Here is an 18321-nt window from a genome sequence, read left to right on the forward strand (position 1 = left end):
GGCTGTGGCGAGGGCCGCCATCCCGGTCGGGTGGTCGAGCAGCAGGGCGCCGTCGGCGTACGCGCTCTTGCTGCCCACGTACTTCTTCGCCGTGGACGTGGTCCACGAGCCGTTGCCGCTGCCGTTCATGGCCGCCAGGTTGTCCTGGATGTAGAACGTCTTCTGGCCCAGGACGGTGTCCGCGCCGCCGTCGGCGTGCTTGACGTGGGCGCGGCGCCGGCCAGTCCTGCCTCGCCGGCGCTGATCACGCTCATGTTCCCCGGCCCCGAGGAGCGGGCCATGGCGCTTGGCCTGTGGGGCGGCATCGCGGCCCTCGGCGGCTCGTCGGGGCTTGTGATCTCGGGGGTGCTGACCGGGCCGGCCTCCTGGCGCTGGATCTTCCTCATCAATCTGCCGGTGGCGCTCGTGACCCTCGTACTGATGCCGCGTCTGGTCGCCGAGAGCCGGGCGCGGCGGAGGGTGCGCCTTGACGTGCCCGGCGCGGTTCTGGGGACCGGCGCCCTGCTCTGTCTCGTCTACGGCCTGCTGCGGAGCGGGGATGTCGGCTGGGGCAGGCCGGGCTCGGTCTGGCCGCTGGTCCTTGCCGTCGCCCTCGCGGCCGCGTTCCTTGCCGTGGAGGCGCGGGCCGCCGAGCCGCTCGTGCCGCTCGCGTTCCTGTCCTTCCGGGTCCGCGCGGTCGCGAACGGCCCGTCCTTGTTGTTCTCCGCGTTGTTCTCCGCCGCCTTCTTCGCCATGGCGTTCCTGCTGATGCTGCACCTGCAGACCGTCCTCGGCTACGGTCCGCTCGCCGCCGGTTCGCCTACCTTCCCTTCGGCGGCGGCATCCTCACGGGGATGTGGCTCTCCTCCCGTGCGGTGATCAGGCTGGGGATCCGGGGACCCTCGTCACCGGGTTTCTGGTCAGTGCGGCCGGTCTGCTGCTGCTCTCCGGTGTGGCGCCGGGCGACGGCTACGCGTTCGGGGTGCTGCCTGGCCTGGTTGTATCGGTTCGGCCGTGTTGAGCGCGGTCCAACAGCTCGGCGGGGCGGTGGGGTTGGCGGTTCTGGTGGCCCTTGCCGCGCGGTGCGGCGCGGTGCGGCGCGGTGCGGCGCGGGTCTGGAGGGCTCGCTCGGTGCGCATGCCGCCGCGACAGAGGGCTTCTCGCTCGGCTCACCGTGGGCGCGGCGCTGCTCGTCGCGGGGGCCGCCTTGGTCGCCGCCCTGCTCCGGGGCGGCCGGAGCTGAGCCGAACGGAACCTCTCAGCCGGCATTCGCCCCTGTACGTCGGGCGTACGCACGGGCCGCCCGGGCGCGGTCGCCGCAGCGGGTCGAGCACCAGTGGCGGCGGCCGTGTCGCAGCAGGTAGCGGTTGCAGGGGGCGGAGCCGCAGGCGGTGAGGCGGTCGGCGTCGGGGCCGGTGAGCAGGTCGGCGGCGTCGGCGGCGAGGGTCGCCAGGGCGCGCTCGACGATCTGTGTGACGGGGTAGGAGGCGGCCCGGTACAGGCCGCGCGCGGGGGCCCAGTGCAGCAGGGTCGCCGCGGGCGCTCTGGTCAGGGCCTCGTTGACGGCGGTGAGCGCGCTCGCCGGGGGCGGGCATCCGTCGACCCGGGCGGCGAGCAGGGAGCGGATCTGCTCCCGCAGGGTGCGCAGTTGGGCCGTACACATTTCCTGGAGTCCGGCGTCGGCCGGGGCGAGGTCGTGCGCGAGGAGCCACTGGTTGGCGGCGGCCGGGGTGCCGAGGAGATCGGTGAACTGGCCGCCGGGCAGGGCGATGGCACTGTTGGCGAAGTCGAGGGCGGGGTACTGGTCCGCGCCGGGGGCGGGTGGGGGCGTCGGCTGAGCAGTTTCGGCGGGCGGCGGCTCGGCAGCACCCGGCATGGCCCGCCCGGCAGCACCCGACGCCGCCCGCCCGGCAGCACCCGACGCCGCCCGCCCGGCAGCACCCGACGCCGCCCGCCCGGCAGCACCCGACGCCGCCCGCCCGGCAGCACCCGACGTCGCCCGCCCGGCAGCACCCGACGTCGCCCGCCCGGCAGCACCCGACGTCGCCCGCCCGACAGCACCCGGCGCCGACTCCTCGGCGATCGCAGTCTCCTTGAGCTTCACGTGTCTCATGGTACGTCTTGCCCTCATCCGTGAGACACGACTACCGTTCCTCACGGATAACTCAACCCCCATCCGTGAGGTGTGTTTCTGCATGGCTGCTTCCATGGCTGCTTCCGGCACGGCCGACGACCAGCTCCCCGTACGCGTCTTCGGCGGCCCGACCGCTCTCTTCGAGTACGGCGGACTGAGGTTTCTCACCGACCCCACCTTCGACGCGCCAGGCGACTACTTCCCGGTGCCGGGCGGCCCGGGCCTGACCAAGACCGCGCCCGCCGCCTGCTCCCCCGGCGACCTCGGCGACGTCGACGTGGTCCTGCTCTCGCACGACGAACACCCCGACAACCTCGACGACTCCGGCCGCGCCCTGCTCGCCGACGTGCCGCTCACCCTCACCACCCCGGGCGGCGGGCGGCGCCTGGGGGACAGAGCCAGGGGTCTCGCCGACTGGGAGTCCACAGAGCTAGAGCGGCCCGGCGGCGGACGGGTGACCGTGACGGGCGTGCCCGCCGTCCACGGTCCCGGGCCGCGCGCGCAGGTCGAGGCGGTGACCGGCGAGGTCGTCGGTTTCGTCCTGACCGGGGAAGGGCTTCCGACGGTCTACGTCAGTGGCGACAATGCCTCGCTCGGCGCGGTGGAGGAGATTGCGGGGCGGTTCGGTCCTGTCGACACCGCCGTGCTGTTCGCCGGGGCTCCCCGCTTCCCGTTTCTGTTCGACGGTGCGCCCATAGTTCTCGACAGCGCCCAGGCCGCCGAGGCCGCCAGGATTCTCGGGGCGCGCCGGGTCGTTCCCGTCCACTTCGACAGCTGGGCCCATTTCACCGAGGGGCGCGACGAGTTGGTCTCCGCCTTCACCGAAGCAGGGCTCGCCGACCGGCTCGACCTGGTCTGAGGCGACGTATCACGACAGCACAACAAAAGCTCGGCGATCACCCATGTCTCCCTCCGGCAAAGGGAGTTACCGTGTGACGATGCTCTAGCGAGAGTCTCCCGGACAGGTCGGCATCGAGATTCGGTTGGTCAGGTGACAGAAGCTCTTCCGATGCGCACGGTGGTCATCCTTACGGCACTTCGGCTGGAGTACGAGGCCGTACGAAGTCATCTCACCGACCCCCAGCCACAGTGGCACGCCGACGGCACCTTCGTGGAGGTCGGGTCCCACCGGGGCGACCATGCCACCTGGCGGGTTGCCCTCGCCGAGATCGGCGAGGGCAACCAGGCCGCCGCAGCGCTGACGGGGCAACTGCGCGCCTGGCTGCAGCCCGACGCGCTGTTCTTCGTCGGGATCGCGGGCGGCGTGAAGAGCGACATACAGCTTGGGGACGTCGTCGTCGCGACCCGTGTGCACGCGGTCCACGGAGGCAAGGAGTCCGCCGAGGGCTTCAAGTCGCGCCCACGGAGCTGGGAAGCCTCGCACCGGCTGCTGCAGGCCGCGAAGTTCGCTCTGCGCGGCGCGAACTGGCGCGGCACGGTTCACTTCAAGCCGGTCGCGGCCGGTGAAGTCGTACTCAACAGCCCGGACTCCGCCCTCGCCGCGCAGCTCGACGAGCGGTTCAACGACGCCGTGGCCATCGAGATGGAGAGCGCAGGCGTCGCCCAGGCGGCCCACCTCGCCGGCACGCTCTGGCTCACCATCCGTGGCATCAGCGACAAGGCCGACGGCCGCAAGCACATCGCCGACGCCGCCGGTTCCCAGCCGACCGCCGCCGGGAACGCGGCCGAGGCCGCCTTCGCCGTCCTGAGCGCGCTCATGCCGGCGCCGCCCGGCGAAGTGCAGCACGGAGCATCGCACGGAACACCGCACGGAGCGCCTCCCGGAGCGCCGCCCGGCGAAGCCCCCCACGAGAGACCGACCAGGCCAACGCCCGTCAGTCAGGCGCAGAGCGAGCCGACTCCGGAGCGGCCGGAGAGCGAACGGGCCCACCCTCCGACACCGGCCACCGGCACCACCGCCCTTCCCCCGCCACCCGCCGAACCCCAAGGGCCGCCCAGCGTGCCTCCACCGCACCCGCACCCGCACCGCAGACGTGCGCTGGGAGCCTCGCTGCGCAGCAGACGCAGGCCGCTCCTCATCTCCGCGGCGATCCTCGCCCTCGCGGGCATCACCACGCCCATCGTTGTCTCGTGTCAGGGCGGCGGCACGGACGACAAGGGACCGGCCTCCCCCGCCGCGCTCCCGAAGTGTGCGGACGCGGACACCACCGTGCGGATCGCCGCCTCCGTCGATCTGTCGGAGTCCCTGGAGAAGGCGGCGAGCGACTACGGGAACCGCGCCGGCGAAGGCAAGTGCGTCAGGGTCCAGGTCGTCGGGGTCAATTCGGGCACCGCGATGCGCGCCCTCGCAGACGGGTGGGACGAGTCCGACGGGGACAAGCCCAACGTGTGGTCGCCCGCCGGGAGTTCGTGGCTCTCGCTGGCCCGCAGCCGCGCGAAGGGAACGACGAAAGAGCTGTTCCCGGAGCAGGAGCAGGAGCAGGCGAAGCCGATCGTGCAGAGCCCCCTGACCATCGCGATGCCCAAGCCCATGGCCGAGGAGCTCGGCTGGCCCGAGCGGACAATCAGCTGGAAGGAGCTCGCGGACTGGTCGAAGGACGCCGACGGGTTCTGGAAGGAGCACAGCCGGCCGGAGTGGGGCGCCTTCAAGCTCGGGAAGACCAACCCCGGCTATTCGACGTCCGGGCTCAACGCCACCGTCGCCGCCTTCTTCGCCAAGACGGGCACCAGCAGCGAACTGAGCACCCCGCACATCGACAAGCCCGCCAACCAGGACTTCGTCAAGAGCATCGAGAAGTCGGCGGTCCACTACGGCGACACGACCCTGACGTTCCTCGCCAACCTCCGCGAGGCGAGCGAGGCGGGCCCCGACAAGGCCATGTCGTACATCTCCGCCGTCACGCTGGAGGAGAACACCGTCGTGGCGTACAACGCCGGTTACCCGTGCGGGGCTCCGAGCGACGACAAGGGCTGCGCGAGGACCAGCAAGCCGCACACCCCGCTGGCCTCCTTCTATCCGAAGGACGGGGTCCCGTTCTCCGAGCACCCCTACATCGAGCTGAACGGCATGACCGGGGCGCAGAAGGCGGTCTCCGGTGACTTCCTCGACTATCTGCGCACTCCCGCGGTGTTCAAGGAGCACTTCGCGCCGTACGGCTACCGCACCCACGAGGGCAAGGTCCTCAAGGGAACCGGGCAGGTCGCCGAGGCCAACGGAGTCCTGCCCGATGCCCCCTTCACCCCCATGCGGATGCCCGAGGGCGAGGTGCTCGACCGGCTGCTCGAACTCTGGCCCACGCTCCGCAGACGCGCCAATGTCCTCACCGTCATCGACACGTCCGAGTCGATGAACAGCGAGGTGCCGGGTACGGGCGACACGAAGATGGAGCTGCTCAAGCGGGCCGAGCCCGCCCTGTTCGGGGAGTTCGACAAGAGCGACCGGGTCGGCCTCTGGAAGTTCTCGGACGCCGATGTCCTCGGCGGCGGCAAGGACTACAAGGAACTCGTGCCGGTCGGCCCGTTCGACGGAAAGCTGGTCGCGCCGTCCGGCTCGACCCGCTCGAAGGCGCTGACCGACAACGTCGCCGGTCTTGAGCCGGGCGGCGCGACCGGCCTCTACGACACCCTGGACGCCGCCGTGAAGACCCTGCGCGAGGACTACGACCCGGCGGCCATCAACGCGGTCGTGCTGCTGACCGACGGCGTCAATGAGGACAGCAACAGCCTGTCCCTCGCCAAGCTCCTGAAGCGGATCGGCGATCGGGGACAGCCGCAGATCCGGGTGTTCACGATTGCCTACGGCGACAAGGCGGACGAGAAGGACGCCGGGGGCAGGACCGTCCTCCAGGAGGTCGCCTCGGCCACCGGGGGACGGGCGTACGACGCGAAGAACCCCAAGATGATCAATGACGTGATCACCAGCGTGATCTCCAATTTCTGACCCTCATCCCCGGAGAAACCGCACCGACGGCCGCCCGTCCACGGCCCCGGTCACCACCGCCCGCACCCCGTACACCTTCGCGATCAGCTCCTCGGTGAGCACATCGGCGGGGGTGCCCGCCGCGTAGGCCGTGCCCTCGTGCAGGACAAGGAGCTGGTCGCAGAACATCGCCGCCAGGTTGAGGTCGTGCAGGGCGATGACGCTGGTCACGTGGAGGTCGGCCACCAGGGAGAGGAGGTCCAGCTGGTGGTGGATGTCCAGGTGGTTGGTGGGTTCGTCCAGGAGGAGTTCGCGGGGGTTCTGGGCCAACGCGCGGGCTATCTGGACGCGTTGGCGTTCGCCGCCGGAGAGGGTGTGCCAGGACTGGGCGGCGCGGTCGGTGAGGCCGGTGCGGGCGAGGGCCTCGGACACCGCCTCGTCGTCCTGCGCCGAGGGCGGGGACCAGGCCCTGCGGTGCGGGATGCGACCCAGGCGTACGACATCTCGTACGGTCAAGTCGACCTGGGCCACGGCGTGTTGGTCGACCACGGCCACTCTGCGCGCCACCGTGCGGCGGCCGAGTTCCGGCAGCGGGCGGCCGTCCAGGGTGACCACCCCCGAGGCCGGGGAGAGGACACCGGCGAGCAGGCGCAGGAGGGTGGACTTGCCCGAGCCGTTGGGGCCGAGGAGACCGACCGTCGCGCCCGGCGGCGGGGCGATGCTCACCCCGTCGACGATGAGGCGCCCGCCCGCCCGACGGCTGACCCGGTGCGCCGACAGGCCGGTGGTCATAGGGCAGCCTTCCGAGTGCGGTAGAGGACCAGGACGAACGCGGGGACGCCGATCAGGGACGTCACGACTCCCACCGGGACCTCCTGCGGGTCAAGGACCGTGCGGGCCAGTGTGTCCACCCACACCAGGAACACCGCGCCCGCCAGCGCCGTGACCGGGAGCAGTCGCGCGTGCCCGGAGCCGACCACCGCGCGGGCCGCATGCGGCAGGACCAGGCCGACGAAGCCGATCGCGCCCGCGCTGCTGACCAGGACCGCCGTCAGCAGGGCGGTGACGGAGAGCAGGATCAGACGGGTGCGGGCCACGTGGACACCCAGCGTCGCCGCCGCGTCCTGGCCGAACGCGAAGGCGTCCAGGGTGCGGGCCTGCGCCAGGCAGACGGTGAGCGCCGCCAGGAGGACCGCCGCGCAGATCCATACGTCCGTCCAGCCCACCCCGCTGAGCGAGCCGAGCAGCCAGAAAAGGACACCGCGCGTCGTCTCCGCGTCGGCCGCCGTCAGGATCACGAACGAAGTGAGCGCCGAGAACAGCTGCATGGCCGCGACCCCGGAGAGCACGACGCGGTCCGCGCTCCCGCCCAGCGCATGACTGAGCAGCAGGACCAGGGCGAACGAGCAGATGGCGCCGGCGAAGGCACCCGCCGAGACCGACACGACTCCCCCGCCGACCCCGAGGACGACGACCGCGACGGCTCCCGTGGACGCACCGGAGGAGACGCCGAGGACGAAGGGGTCCGCGAGCGGGTTGCGCAGCAGGGACTGGAGGACCGTCCCGCAGACCGCGAGGCCCGCGCCGCACACCGCGGCGAGCAGCGTGCGCGGCATCCGCAGGTTCCAGACGATGCCGTCCCGCAGCGGTGTGAGCCGTGTCTCTCCCCCGCCGAGGTGCGCCGCGACCGCCGAGAACACATCCGGTACGGAGATGGCGGCGGGGCCGATGGTGACGGCCACCGCCATGGAGAGCGCGAGCGCGGCGGCGCCCGCCGCCCACAGGAGGGCGCCGCGCGCATGCGTCACTTGGCGAGCCCGAACTCGCGCAGCGCGTCCGCCACTTGCTCCACCCCGTCCACCGTCCGGATCGTGGGGTTCATCGCCTGGCCGCTGAGCAGGACGTACCGCTTCTTCTTCACGGCGGTCAGATTCTTGGTGACCGGGTTGGACTCCAGGAACTTGATCTTGTTCTTCGCGCTCTCGGCCGTCTGCGACTTGCGGGTGAGGTCGCCGATGACCAGGACGTCGGGGTCACGGTCCGCCACCGTCTCCCAGTTGATCTGGGGCCACTCCTCGCGGGTGTCGTCGAAGACGTTCTCGGCGCCGAGCTCGCGCGTGATGATGCCGGGGGCGCCGCAGCAGCCCGCGATGTAGGGGGCCTTGGAGTCGGAGAACCAGTAGAGGAGCGTGGTGTCGGACGCGTCGATGTCCTGCTTGGCCTTCGCCAGGCGGGACTTCAGGTCGGCGACCAGGCGCTCGCCGCGCTTCTGCACCCCGAACGCCCGCGCAAGGTCACGCACTTCGCCGTACACGGTGTCCATGGTGAGCGTCTTGACGCGGCGGCCGTCGCCGTCGCCGGTGTTGTCCTTGCCCGCACAGTCGGTGGGCGAGACGTACGAGGGGACGCCGAGCTCGGTGAACTTGGCGCGGTCGGCGACGCCGCCCTTGCTCACCGTCGCCAGGAAGGAGGCGGTGACGAAGTCCGGCTCCTGGGCGAGGACCTTCTCGAAGGAGGGGTAGCGGTCGGAGAGGCGCTCGACCTTGGCGTTGTCCTTCTCCAGGCCCTTCAGGACCGGGTCGGTCCAGGTGCCGGTGCCTGCCATGCGGTCGGCGAGGCCGAGAGAGAGCAGGATCTCCGTGGAGCCCTGGTCGAGGGAGACCGCCCGCTGCGGCGGCGCCTCGATCTCCGACTTCTTGCCGCAGGAGGTGAGCGTCAGTGGATAGCCGGCGGCCTTCTTGTCCGCGGTGGAGGGCGTCGACGAGCCGCCGCAGGAGGTCAGCGTGACGGCCAGGGCCGTGCTGAGGAGGACGGACATACGTACACGACGGGCTGTGGAGGACACACGATCCCTTGAGTCTCATGGCTCATACGCGGAGCCCGGCCTGCTTGATCACCTCCGCCGCCCGGTGCGCGGACAGAGGTGCCAGCAGGTCTTCGGACTCGGGGATCGGCCGGACGGAGCGCCTTCCCAGGCGTCCGTGGACGCCCAGTGGCCTTGGCCCCGCCCGTTCCCCCTCACCGCTGCGCGTCAGTTCCGGATTCGCACCGGATTCCCTGGCCCTGGTGTGGGTTTGACTGGCGTGCGCAAATTATCACGCGGGCCGCGGCGAGCCGCGGTAGGTGCCGAAGGACCACTTGTTGCCCTCGGGGTCGGCGATGGCGAACTCCCGGCTGCCGTACGGCTCGTCCACGATCTCGCGGATGATCTTCACTCCGGCGTCGGTGAGGCGCCGGTAGAGGTCGTCGACGTGGTCGGTGACGACGTACGCCCCGAAGGTGCCCGGCCTCAGGCACCAGTCCTGGGACTTCTCGTCGTACGAGCCGAGCATGACGGCGCCGCCCTCGGGCCAGTCGAGCTCGGCGTGGGCCACGCGGTCGCCGTCCTCGTAGACGGCGGTGCGCAGGAAGCCGACCGTGCCGACGAGGAAGTCGATCAGGGCGGGTGCGTCGTTGGCCTGGAGGGTCGGCCAGACGTCGGGGGCGCGCTCGGCGGGGGTGGATGTGGGCTTGGTCTGTTGCTTCTCGGTGGTGTTCATGGCTCCTACTCTTCGCCCCCGCCATGGCTCCCGGCTTGGATATTCCGGCACTCTTCGGCCAGCCAGCCGCTGGGGCTCGTGCCGGTGTACTGACGGAAGTCCCGCACCAGATGGGAGTGGTCGTAATAGCCGCAGTCCGCGGCGACCCGCGCCAGATCGGGCGGGGCGCCCGCGGCGACGGAGCGCACGACGGTGTTCCGCGCGCGCTGGAAGCGCATCAGACGGGAGGCCTGCTTGGGGCTGAGCCCGGTCTCGGCGCGGAAGAGTGCGGTGAGCCTGCGCTCGCTGAGCGCGACGTGCCGGGAGAGACCGCCGAGTGTGCCCGCGCCCCGGTGCCTGGCCAGCCAGGTCCAGGCCTCGGCGACCTCGGGGCGGACGGATCCGGCGGCGTCCTCGGTGGCCACGCGCTGCCTCAAGTAGGCGGACAGGGCGGCGAATCGCTCCTCCCAGCTGTCCCGCTCGCACAGCAGCTCCCGTACATCGGCGGCGCGGCGCCCCATCACATCGGCGCCGGACGTGACGATGTCGCCGGCGAGCTCGGCGGCCGGGACGCCGAACAGGGCGCGGGCGGCGAGCGGATGCACGGCGAGCTGGATGCCCGCCTCGTGCTCGGGCCTGACTACGTACGCCGGTGACTGGTGCAGTCCGCCCAGGACGATGTCCGTGCTGATCGCGTCGGCGCCGCCCGCCTGCTCGGGGGTGAGGCCGCTGACGACCGGGCCGTCGAGCGAGAAGATCAGGGTCAGATACGGCGACGGCAGGCCACGGTGCAGGCCAGGACGCTCGCCCGTGGTGCGGTAGCCGACGGCGGACACGACCATGCCGTCGAGCCGCGGGGCGGCCCGCACGAACTCTCGGGAGCCGGTCTCCATACGTTCCAGTATGCGATGGACGGGGCCCCGGCGCGGGGCGGAAGCGTTCGATGCTGCTACCCGCGCGGGGCCGCTCCATGCCCGTCACGACCGGTGACATCGCTCATGGGAATCCGGTGTCTGACCTCGTACGATGACCCGCCGCTCCGGACGGGGCGCAGACCGCTCTCAGGGGGCAGAAAAACATGGCAGTAGGAGCAAAGGGCAAGCTCGCGGTTCTCGGCACGGCGGGCGCGCTCACCGCGGCGGTGCTCGCGGGGACGGCGCTCTGGCCGGGCACGGAGGCGACGGCGGCGGGCTCCTCCGTCAAGACCGCGGCCGAGCTTCCGCACTGGCCGAAGCCGGTCGCCGCGAAGCTCGGCAAGGTGATCTCGGAGAACGGCCACAAGGGTGCGTACGCCGTCTTCGACGCGGACAACACGACGTACCGCAACGACCTGGAGGAGTCGCTCCTCCCCTTCCTGGAGATGAAGGGGGTGCTGACCCGCGCGTCGATGGACCCGTCCCTCAAGGTCATCCCCTTCAAGGACACGGCGCAGCACAAGGAGAGCCTGTACAGCTACTACAACCGGCTGTGCGAGGTCGACGACCAGGTCTGCTACCCGTGGGCCGCGCAGATCTTCTCCGGTTTCACGCTGAAGGAGCTCAAGGGGTACGTCGACGATCTCCTCGCCTACGACAAGCCGATACCGGCCGAGTACTACGAGGACGGCAAGCTGACCAGGACCGAGGTCGAGGCGCCCGAGTTCTTCACCGGCATGCAGGAGCTCTACAAGTCGCTGCGCAAGCACGGCATAGAGGTCTACGTCGTCAGCGCGGCCAGCGAGGACCTGGTGCGGATGGTCCTCTCCGACCCCAAGTACGGCTACAACGTGAAGCCCGAGAACGTCATCGGCGTCGGCCTGCAGCTCAAGGACCGCAAGACCGGTGAAGTCACCAGCTCCCGCAAGGAGATCGCCGAGGGCCGCTTCGACGAGAAGAAGCTCGCCGGGCGCGAGCTGACGCCCAACCTGTGGGCGCCGCTGACCTGGTATCAGGGCAAGCCCGCGGCCATCAACACGTACATCGACGAGTGGCGGAAGCCGGTTCTGGTGGCGGGCGACACCCCGGTGAGCGACGGCCCGATGCTGTTCCACTCCGCCGATGTGGAGCATGGCGGGGTGCGGGTCTGGGTCAACCGCAAGGAGAAGTACATGCAGCAGATGAACGAGATGAAGCGCACCAACGCCGACCGGCAGCGTGAGCTCGGCCAGAAGGTCACCGCCGACAAGCGGTGGCTGACGGTGGTGCCGGACGAGATCCGCTAGGCCTCGACCGCCTCCACCACGCCCGTGGCGATCGCCTCTCCCAGGGCCGAGTGATCCGCCGCGTTCTGGGCGGCGTACCGCAGCGCGAAATCCGCCACGGCGCGGTCGAACGTGTCGGCGCCGCCCAGGTACGCGGCGATCGCGATGCGGTCGCCGGAGCGGGCGTGTGCGCGGGCCAGGGCCGTGCCGCACAGGGCGGCGTAGAGGGACAGTTCCGATGGCTTCATGGACGTCACGTCCGCCGAGCCCTTCATGTCGCGGAGCTGGCGCCAGTAGAAGGCGCGTCCCTGGGGTCCTGTCATCCAGCCCAGGAAGATGTCGCCCGCGGCCTGCAGCAGCCGCTGCCCCGAGACCACGCGGTGCCCGGGGTGGCGGTACGGGCCCTGCGGCAGGTGGTCCTCGAGGACCGATCGCATCGCCTCCTTGATCTGGAGGAAGAGCGGGTCGGCGGCGTCGCGGCCCGCAAGGAGGACGATGAAGCAGCGGGTGCCCACGCTGCCGACGCCGACCACCTTCCGCGCGGCGTCCACGAAGTGGTACCGGTCGAGGAGGATCCTGCGCTCCTCGGAGAGCGTGGAGCGGTAGTCGCCGAAGATCTTCCGCAGCGCCGCCATGTCGGGCACGGCCACCCTCTCCAGGAGCGGCGGATCCTGGACGATACGGCGCTCTCCGTCCACCTCCTCGGTCAGCTTGCCGAGCGCCTGGAGGCTGGTGCGCCGCCGCGCGCGGTCGAGGGCCGTCGTCACGCGCTTGCGGTCGCGGGTGGAGTCGATGAGGGTCAACAGGTCGTGGGCGTCGGTCCGTTCGTACCAGACGGCGAGTTCGCCGAGCCCGGCGAGGCGTCGCATCGAGGTCCGGTACGCCGCCACCGCGGCGAGGACCGCGTCGTGGGCGGCGTGCTCCGTGTGGCCGTTGTCGCCTGCGGCCACGGCGACGCTCGCGGCGAGGCGTTTGACGTCCCATTCGAAGGGGCCGGGGTAGGTCTCGTCGAAGTCGTTGAGGTCGAAGAGCAGGGCGCGTTCCGGCGAGGCGAACAGGCCGAAGTTCAACAGGTGGGCGTCGCCGCAGAGTTGGACCGTCAGGCCGGTGTCCCGCTGGACGGCGAGGTCCCCTGTCATGACGGCGGCGGCACCGCGCAGGAAGGCGAAGGGGGACGCGGACATCCTGCCGTAGCGGATGGGGAGGAGTTCCTGGACGCGGTCCTTGCCCTGGCGTTCCAGGACGGCCACCGGGTCGGGGCGGTCGGCCGAGGGTATCCAGGCTCCGTGCGAGGAGCGGGACGCCCGTTTGCGGGCCGCCTTGCCTAGCCGCGCGCGTTCGGCCGGGATGGTCATGACCCTCTCCCCTCTCCGATCCCCTCTCCGATGGTGGCTCCCGGCAACAGCCTCCTCTCAGGGGCAGCCAATGCCGCCACGGGCGCGTACGCATGCCGGGTACGGCAAACGGGTGACGCGCCCCTCCTCTCCCGACGCCCCGCCGATCAGCACCGACCAGCCGCCACCCTCCTGCCTGGAGTCGTGGCGGCGCATAAGGAGAGCTCCCAGCACCTTTCCGCCGAGGCGATCGACCGCCGAGGCGAAGACCAGGCCGTCGCCCCTCCAGCGCCCACCTCCCGACCGGCCCCGGTCGGCACCAGACCAGCCGCCGCCCTCCTGAGTGGAGTCGTGGCAGCGCGTGAGGAGAGCTCCCAGCACCTTTCCGCCGAGGCGATCGACCGCCGAGGCGAGGACCAGGCCGTCACCCTCCGGCTCCCACCTCCCGACCGGCCCCGGTGTCCGCGCCGGTCAGCCGCCGCCCGGGGGCGCCCAGGCCGCCACCCGCTTGGCGAGCACCCCTCCGGACCGCGTCCACGCGAAGTGGTCGAGCCTGTTGCCGGCCTCCTGCCTGGAGTACCGGATGCGGGTGACGCGGGCCTCCGGCACCTTGCCGACCAGGTGGTCGAGGGCGGGTGCGGGCGCCCAGGTGTCGCCCTCGACGGAGACCGCGAGGACGGGCAGGTCGAGGGTGCGCAGGGCGGCCTCGTAGTCGCGGGTTGAGCCGGTGGCGGAGTAGCGGCCCGTGCGGCCCTGGCGGGCCCAGTCCCGCATGACGCCCTTGGGCTGGTTGCCGCCGAAGCCGAGCCGGACGCCGGGCCACCGGCCGAGCAGGGTCGACGCCGTGGCGGCGAACAGCTGGCCGAGCAGCAGCAGGGGCCCGCGCAGCCGTCCGTACGCACGGAACCAGACCGATCCGGAGGCCACCAGGGCGACTCCGTCGACACCTGGACCGATCCTCAACGCGGCATACACCAGGCCCAGTTGGCCGCCCAGGCTGTGTCCGAGGAGGTACAGCGGGGGTTCGGGGCCGAGTTCTGCGCGTATCGCGTCGACGACGGCCACCAGGTCCTGCTCCACGATCACGCCGTAGCCGTGCTCGACGGCGGCGGCGTCCGTCACGCGCGGAGTGCTCTCGCCCTGCCCCCGCAGGTCCACGGTGAGCGCGGTGAGGCCCTCGGCGTGCAACTGGTGGGCGAAGGCGCGGTAGTAGCGGGCGGGCGTGCCCATGGCGGGCAGGATCAGGACGGCCGGCGCGGGACCGTCCGGCGCCTCTGCCCTGCGCAGGGCGCGGACGGGAAACCGTGCCCCGTCCGGGAGTTGAACGGTGACGAGCAGCGGCAGCTCGCCGCCTTGCTCCGCCCCGCCCGCGGCGGGCTGCTGCTCCGAGGCTGGTTCCTGCTGTGTCATGCGGCCAGCATGAACCACGCGTACGGGCGGGAACCCGCGGGCCCCCACCCGTACCGCTCACCTCAACGCCTCAGCGGCTGTACCGCATCAGCGCGCGCACCATATGGCAGGTGATGTCCGACGGCGGATGGATTCCCACGTCCTCCGCCATGCTGCGGATCCTTGTGTTGCTCGCTTGGTTGGGTACGTAGACACCCGCGTCGAGCAGGGCTATCGCCAGGCGCATGGCCTTCAGGCGCCGGTTGTGCGTGATGTACCACTCCCGCGGCCGGCCGGCCGGGAGCGGCCTCTTCTCCAGTGGTGCGTACGTCAGGTCGATCAGCACGGGCCGGGAAGCGTTGCGCTTCGACTTCGATGTGAGTGCGGCAGCGGGCACAGGCATCCTCCTGTCGCGGTCAGGAACCCCATCGGGAACCCCGCCGGGAACCTCTCGAACATTGCTTCAATTCTACTGCCCGGCACTGACAATCGCCGCTGGCCAGACGGGCTTTGGGGCGCTGTGACGGGTGGGTCGCGGGTAGCGTGTGCGGCATGGAGATCTGGATCAATCCCGCCTGCTCGAAGTGCCGCAGCGCGCTCACCCTGCTCGACGCGGAGGGCGCCGACTACACCGTCCGCCGCTACCTCGACGACGTACCCACCGAGGCCGAGATCGGCGACGTACTCGAACGTCTCGGCCTCGAGCCCTGGGACATCACACGGACCCAGGAACAGGCCGCCAAGGACCTGAACCTGAAGGACCGCGATGCATGGCCGCGCGACGCCTCCGGCCGCGCCCGCTGGATCAAGGCTCTCGCCGAGCACCCCAAGCTCATCCAGCGCCCCATCATCACCGCCGACGACGGCACGGCGCTGGTGGCCCGCACGGACGAAGCGGTACGGGACGCGCTGTCCCGCTAGCCCCTCACCCGAGGAACTCGGCGACCATGCGGTTCAGTTCGGCCGCGCCGGTGTGCGGCAGCGCATGGTGGCCGGCTCCCGGCAGCACGGCCGTCCGCACATCGGGCAGCAGCTCGGCGGCGCGGGCGGCCACCTTGCCCGCGTCGTGCGCGCGGCCGCTCCCGGCGAGCAGGACCAGGACGGGGAGCCGCAGGGTGCGCAGCGCGTCGGGGGCCGGACGCGGGCCGGTGACCGGCTTCACCGAGGGGAAATCGGCCGCGCACTCCTGGAGCCGGAGCCAGTCGGCGTCCAGCGGGATGCCGCCGGTCTCCCAGGTGAGGAACGCGCGCGTGCGCCGGGCCGAAGGACGCAGCAGCGTCGGCAGGGCGTGCAGCAGATAGCCCGCCCGGAACCCGGCGAAGCACTGCGTCGGGTCGACGAGGACCAGGCGCCGGACGCGGTGAGGTGCGTGCAGGGCGTAATGGAGCGCGATCCAGGCGCCGTACGAGTGTCCGCACAGGTCGACCGCATCGCCTCCGACCCGGTCGAGGAGCGCGTCGAGGAGCGCGTCCAGCCAGCCCGTCAAGTCGGCCACGGACCGGATCGGCCGGCTCGGGTCGGGCACGCTGCGCCCCGCCTCACCGATCAGGTCGACGGCGAACACGCGCCGCGTGCGCGCCAGTTCGGCGACGTTCGCGAACCAGCTCCCTGCGGTCGCGCCGCCGCCGGGCAGCAGGACGAGGGGCGGGGCGTCGGCCGGACCGCAGACCGTGACGTGCGTGTCCCCGAAGGGGGTCGGGACGGCGCGGTGCACGGTCCCCTCGGGCCATTTCCCGAGAACCTTGTCGTACGCCGTGCGGAACGCGTCGATGTCAGCCATGGGTCGGATCTCCTCCACGTCGCCTATTATCTCGCTGAGCGAGAGAATAGGCGAGTGATGGGCGAGTGATGGGCGAGGTGGATCATGCGGGACAGTGCTGCCGGTGACGCGATGGACATCGTGCATCTGCTGCGCGCGGTCACCGTCGAACTGAGCCTGCGCAACGCCGAGTTCGCCGCGAGCAACGGCATGCACGGCACGGACGTACGCGCCCTGATCTGCCTCATGGATGCCCTGCGGTCCGGTACGGACATGACGGCGGGCCGGCTCGGCGAGCAGCTCGGCCTGAACTCGGCGGGGACGACCGGCCTCGTCGACCGCCTGGAGCGGCTCGGTCATGTCCGCCGAGTACGGGACGAGCGCGACCGGCGCCGCGTCCTGATCGAGATCGACGAACGGGCCGTCGCACTGGGGCAGTCCTTCTTCGGCCCGCTGATCGCGCGGACGGTGGAGCTCCTCGACGGGTACGACGAGCGCGACCGCGCGGCGGTGAAGAGGTTCCTGACCGGGACGCTCAGGGCGGCGGAACAGCGGTCCTGAGCGGCTCGAAGATGACCGCCGACGAAGGATCCGGGCAACGGGAAGGAGTGCACCGTGCGGAGCCTGATGTTCCCAGGCGTATACGGATCACGGTGACCGCCGGCACGGCCGCTCTCGCGCACGGCTACGCACACCACATGTCCACGCACCGGCCGTGCTCGTGCTCGCCGGGATCTTCGGCTGGCCCGAGCCGCCCGTCACGTACTCCGCGCTCCTCCTGAACGCGGCGCTCCTCCTCGGCTGGGGCACCTTCGCCGCGCTCCGGGCGGGCTACCGGCGGCGCTCGGCCGTGCTGCTCGGCACGGCGGACGCGACGCTGGGGCTGCTGATCGCGGCGGCCAACGCCGTCATCAAATGACGCGGGGCGTGAAGTGAGCCACATCCACCGCAGGTAACACGGGGTTCACATTCGAGCAATGGACGGGAAATCGCGCGTTGGCAGGCTGCGCGGCATCACCACGGCACCGCAGCACCCGCACGTTCTGCGCCGTACCGAGCGTTTTAAGGATGAGCCCCGTGACCTTCAAGGCCGAGTACATCTGGATCGACGGCACCGAGCCGACCGCCAAGCTCCGTTCGAAGACGAAGATTCTTAGCGACGGCGCGGAGCTCCCCACCTGGGGCTTCGACGGATCCAGCACCAACCAGGCCGAGGGTCACGCCTCCGACCGCGTGCTCAAGCCGGTCTTCAGCTGCCCGGACCCGATCCGCGGCGGCGACGACGTACTCGTGCTGTGCGAGGTCCTCAACACGGACATGACGCCGCACGAGTCCAACACCCGTGCCGCGCTCGCCGAGGTCGAGGAGCGCTTCGGCTCGCAGGAGCCGATCTTCGGTATCGAGCAGGAGTACACCTTCTTCGAGGGCGACCGCCCGCTCGGCTTCCCGGTCGGCGGCTTCCCCGCCGCGCAGGGCGGCTACTACTGCGGTGTCGGCTCGGACGAGATCTTCGGCCGTGACGTCGTCGAGGCGCACCTGGAGAACTGTCTCAAGGCCGGCCTCGGCATCTCCGGCATCAACGCCGAGGTCATGCCCGGCCAGTGGGAGTTCCAGGTCGGCCCGCTCGCGCCGCTGGAGGTCTCCGACCAGCTGTGGATCGCCCGTTGGCTGCTCTACCGCACCGCCGAGGACTTCAAGGTGTCCGCCACCCTGGACCCGAAGCCGGTGAAGGGCGACTGGAACGGCGCCGGCGCGCACACCAACTTCTCCACGAAGGCGATGCGCGAGGGTTACGACGCGATCATCACCGCGTGCGAGTCCCTCGGTGAGGGCTCCAAGCCGATGGACCACGTCAAGCACTACGGCGCGGGCATCGACGACCGCCTCACCGGCCTGCACGAGACCGCCCCGTGGAACGAGTACAGCTACGGCGTCTCCGACCGCGGCGCGTCGGTCCGCATCCCGTGGCAGGTCGAGGTGGAGCAGAAGGGCTACATCGAGGACCGCCGCCCGAACGCCAACGTCGACCCGTACGTCGTGACCCGACTGCTCGTCGACACGTGCTGCTCCGCCCTGGAGAAGGCCGGTCAGGTCTGATCCCGTACGTTCCTGAAGGGGGCGCCCGCCGAACCGGCGGGCGCCCCCTTCG

Annotated in this window: 18 protein-coding genes, 1 pseudogene and 1 riboswitch; of the genes and pseudogenes, 9 read left to right on the top strand and 10 right to left on the bottom strand. The window is 71.1% G+C overall.

The features are described from left to right. Positions 1-4 precede the first annotated feature (4 nt). Together AB0O76_RS33085 and AB0O76_RS33090 are read left to right on the top strand one after the other, a co-directional pair. The gene (locus AB0O76_RS33085; RefSeq protein ID WP_365498860.1) at positions 5-154 is read left to right on the top strand and encodes a hypothetical protein; all 150 of its coding nucleotides are present in this window, start codon (positions 5-7) and stop codon (positions 152-154) included. Positions 155-210: 56 nt separating this feature from the next. After that, positions 211-1062: pseudogene (locus tag AB0O76_RS33090) on the top strand (MFS transporter); the annotation flags it as partial. A 175-nt stretch (positions 1063-1237) separates the two neighbouring features. Here the strand turns inward: AB0O76_RS33090 and AB0O76_RS33095 are convergent. Then, positions 1238-1855: an ABATE domain-containing protein gene (locus AB0O76_RS33095; protein WP_365499117.1), complete on the bottom strand. Its 618-nt coding sequence runs from the start codon at positions 1853-1855 to the stop codon at positions 1238-1240. 331 nt (positions 1856-2186) lie between these two features. Between AB0O76_RS33095 and AB0O76_RS33100 the strand changes: the two genes are divergently transcribed. Together AB0O76_RS33100 and AB0O76_RS33105 are read left to right on the top strand one after the other, a co-directional pair. Further along, positions 2187-2972, top strand: coding sequence for an MBL fold metallo-hydrolase (locus AB0O76_RS33100; RefSeq protein ID WP_365499120.1), 786 nt, complete (start codon positions 2187-2189; stop codon positions 2970-2972). Positions 2973-3104: 132 nt separating this feature from the next. Beyond that, a complete protein-coding gene (locus AB0O76_RS33105) occupies positions 3105-6014 on the top strand; it encodes a VWA domain-containing protein (protein ID WP_365498863.1) in 2910 nt (969 codons plus the stop codon). 3 nt (positions 6015-6017) lie between these two features. Here the strand turns inward: AB0O76_RS33105 and AB0O76_RS33110 are convergent, their stop codons facing one another. The 5 genes from AB0O76_RS33110 to AB0O76_RS33130 all read right to left on the bottom strand — a co-directional run bounded on the left by AB0O76_RS33110 (position 6018) and on the right by AB0O76_RS33130 (position 10404). Next, positions 6018-6785, bottom strand: a complete 768-nt coding sequence (locus tag AB0O76_RS33110) for an ABC transporter ATP-binding protein (RefSeq protein WP_365498866.1) — start codon at positions 6783-6785, stop codon at positions 6018-6020. Next, positions 6782-7741 carry an iron chelate uptake ABC transporter family permease subunit gene (locus tag AB0O76_RS33115; protein ID WP_365499123.1) on the bottom strand — a complete coding sequence of 320 codons (960 nt, stop codon included), beginning with the start codon at positions 7739-7741 and terminating at the stop codon, positions 6782-6784. The genes AB0O76_RS33110 and AB0O76_RS33115 overlap by 4 nt, the downstream gene beginning before the upstream one ends. A gap of 56 nt (positions 7742-7797) precedes the next feature. Continuing rightward, complete coding sequence (locus tag AB0O76_RS33120; protein ID WP_365498869.1) at positions 7798-8811, bottom strand: ABC transporter substrate-binding protein; 1014 nt, start codon at positions 8809-8811, stop codon at positions 7798-7800. 92 nt (positions 8812-8903) lie between these two features. Then, positions 8904-9091, bottom strand: a riboswitch (cobalamin riboswitch). Further along, positions 9089-9532 carry a VOC family protein gene (locus AB0O76_RS33125; protein WP_365498872.1) on the bottom strand — a complete coding sequence of 148 codons (444 nt, stop codon included), beginning with the start codon at positions 9530-9532 and terminating at the stop codon, positions 9089-9091. It overlaps the preceding riboswitch by 3 nt. A 5-nt stretch (positions 9533-9537) precedes the next feature. Next, positions 9538-10404 (bottom strand): helix-turn-helix domain-containing protein, encoded by an 867-nt coding sequence (locus AB0O76_RS33130; RefSeq protein ID WP_365498876.1) that lies wholly within the window; start codon positions 10402-10404, stop codon positions 9538-9540. Between the two features lie 185 nt (positions 10405-10589). Between AB0O76_RS33130 and AB0O76_RS33135 the strand changes: the two genes are divergently transcribed. After that, entirely contained in the window at positions 10590-11711 is a 1122-nt protein-coding gene (locus AB0O76_RS33135) for a haloacid dehalogenase-like hydrolase (protein ID WP_365498879.1), read from the top strand. Here AB0O76_RS33135 and AB0O76_RS33140 read toward each other — a convergent pair. From AB0O76_RS33140 to AB0O76_RS33150, 3 genes are all read right to left on the bottom strand, one after another. Next, positions 11708-13045, bottom strand: a complete 1338-nt coding sequence (locus tag AB0O76_RS33140) for a DUF2252 domain-containing protein (RefSeq protein WP_365498882.1) — start codon at positions 13043-13045, stop codon at positions 11708-11710. The two genes, AB0O76_RS33135 and AB0O76_RS33140, sit on opposite strands and share 4 nt — an antisense overlap. 450 nt (positions 13046-13495) lie before the next feature. Then, positions 13496-14434, bottom strand: coding sequence for an alpha/beta fold hydrolase (locus AB0O76_RS33145; protein ID WP_365498885.1), 939 nt, complete (start codon positions 14432-14434; stop codon positions 13496-13498). Positions 14435-14504: 70 nt separating this feature from the next. Next, positions 14505-14810 carry a hypothetical protein gene (locus AB0O76_RS33150; RefSeq protein ID WP_365498888.1) on the bottom strand — a complete coding sequence of 102 codons (306 nt, stop codon included), beginning with the start codon at positions 14808-14810 and terminating at the stop codon, positions 14505-14507. A 155-nt stretch (positions 14811-14965) separates the two neighbouring features. On the opposite strand from AB0O76_RS33150, the gene AB0O76_RS33155 reads away from it, so the two are divergent. Then, entirely contained in the window at positions 14966-15334 is a 369-nt protein-coding gene (locus AB0O76_RS33155) for an arsenate reductase family protein (RefSeq protein ID WP_365498891.1), read from the top strand. Between the two features lie 4 nt (positions 15335-15338). Here AB0O76_RS33155 and AB0O76_RS33160 read toward each other — a convergent pair whose 3' ends face one another. Further along, positions 15339-16193: an alpha/beta fold hydrolase gene (locus tag AB0O76_RS33160; protein WP_365498894.1), complete on the bottom strand. Its 855-nt coding sequence runs from the start codon at positions 16191-16193 to the stop codon at positions 15339-15341. Positions 16194-16277: 84 nt separating this feature from the next. Between AB0O76_RS33160 and AB0O76_RS33165 the strand changes: the two genes are divergently transcribed. The 3 genes from AB0O76_RS33165 to glnII all read left to right on the top strand — a co-directional run bounded on the left by AB0O76_RS33165 (position 16278) and on the right by glnII (position 18269). Continuing rightward, complete coding sequence (locus AB0O76_RS33165) at positions 16278-16733, top strand: MarR family transcriptional regulator (protein ID WP_365498897.1); 456 nt, start codon at positions 16278-16280, stop codon at positions 16731-16733. A gap of 154 nt (positions 16734-16887) precedes the next feature. Beyond that, entirely contained in the window at positions 16888-17091 is a 204-nt protein-coding gene (locus AB0O76_RS33170; RefSeq protein ID WP_365498900.1) for a hypothetical protein, read from the top strand. A 158-nt stretch (positions 17092-17249) separates the two neighbouring features. Then, positions 17250-18269 carry a glutamine synthetase gene (gene glnII / locus AB0O76_RS33175; RefSeq protein ID WP_365499126.1) on the top strand — a complete coding sequence of 340 codons (1020 nt, stop codon included), beginning with the start codon at positions 17250-17252 and terminating at the stop codon, positions 18267-18269. Positions 18270-18321 lie beyond the last annotated feature (52 nt).

Source organism: Streptomyces sp. NPDC086554 (genome assembly GCF_040686095.1).
Lineage (GTDB): Bacteria > Actinomycetota > Actinomycetes > Streptomycetales > Streptomycetaceae > Streptomyces.